This window comes from Mesorhizobium sp. M4A.F.Ca.ET.020.02.1.1 (assembly GCF_004022645.1).
Taxonomy (GTDB): domain Bacteria; phylum Pseudomonadota; class Alphaproteobacteria; order Rhizobiales; family Rhizobiaceae; genus Mesorhizobium.
The window spans coordinates 1-1142 of the sequence record NZ_RZOI01001146.1 but is presented as its reverse complement, the minus strand read 5'-3'; the positions used below and the strand labels follow the sequence as shown (position 1 = coordinate 1142).

General features: G+C 66.5%; 1 protein-coding gene and 1 pseudogene. Both read right to left on the bottom strand.

The window, feature by feature from the left end; all coding sequences use genetic code 11:
- A partial coding sequence (qatC, locus tag EN742_RS35550; protein ID WP_348632877.1) for a Qat anti-phage system QueC-like protein QatC occupies nt 1–854 on the bottom strand: 854 nt, incomplete at its 3' end.
- Nucleotides 851–1142 (bottom strand): annotated as a pseudogene (locus EN742_RS38465) (hypothetical protein); the annotation flags it as partial. The pseudogene EN742_RS38465 and the gene qatC, both read right to left, overlap by 4 nt.

Below are 1142 nucleotides of genomic sequence, written 5' to 3'. Positions count from 1 at the left end.
ATGTAGAATGGGTGAGTGGTGCGGGTGCTGAGCGCACCGAGGCGGAGCGGGTCGAGGGGTACGTTGAGGCCGATCAGGCCGTTCTCGGGCACGCGGACCGGGGCGTCAGACGTCAGCCCCGAAGCCGCCAAAATGGCCAACGCGAAAAACAGGAAGGATCTCCCCCTCTGGCTGTTTTCCACCTCGCCGGTGTCGACATGGTTGCGGTCGAAGCCGAGGCGCGCCCGCAGGGACAACGGCTCGTTTGTTTTGTAATTCTTGCGCAGCAAGTCCAGCAGCAACGTCTGCGCCTTGCTCGTCTCCGAATCCCAGTAATGGCTCACCAGAAGCGGCTTCCCGCCCCCGGCCAGGAAATCCAACGCCCCGACGAGACTGTCCAGACCGCCGGAGAACAGACACACTTCGTCCGGCTCGGCGAGGCCCAGCGACGGCCGCGCCGTTGCGATCGTCGCAAAGGGTGCGGGCCGTGCCCTGAACACGATACGCCAATGGTCGCCCGTCAAGAACCTGAGAGTGCGGGCGAGCAACGCTCCCTGCGCCGCCCACAAGTCAGGCTCACGCACCGGCACCACTAGGTCCAGCTCCCGGGTCCAGCCGTCCTGTGCATTCGCGGAGCGCGAGACGCGGGTGTCGGCCGCGTTGACCATGGCGGCGACGATGACGAGGTCGATCGCGGTTTCCGTCCGCCGGAGACCGAGGTCGGCCAACGTCTGCAGCGCGTTGCCGATGCCGTAATCGAGCCGCTTGTTCGCGGCCACGAACTGGACCGTCACCGGCGTCGCGTCCGGCTGGACGACCGGCACGGCCCCGTTATCCGCCGCACCCAGGCGGCCGACAAACACGAAACGTCTCATGCGCTATCCCCCAGGATGCGGATCAGTTCGAAGGACTGCTCGTAGATGGCCTGGACGAAGGCCTCGACGCCCGCGTAGGGAACTGACGCCAGCGTGCCGCCCGCAGCCGCGAAGCGATCGCGGACGGTGCCCTGGATGAAGTCGTGCAGCGTCCTCTGAATGATCTCGACCGCGGCAACGTCGGTCGGGAGCCGTATGGACCTGCCCCCGATCTCGTTGAACAGCTTGGTCTCGATCGAGCGTGCGAGCGCACCGGTGAACACGGCGTCCAGCACGTCGGGCGTGGCG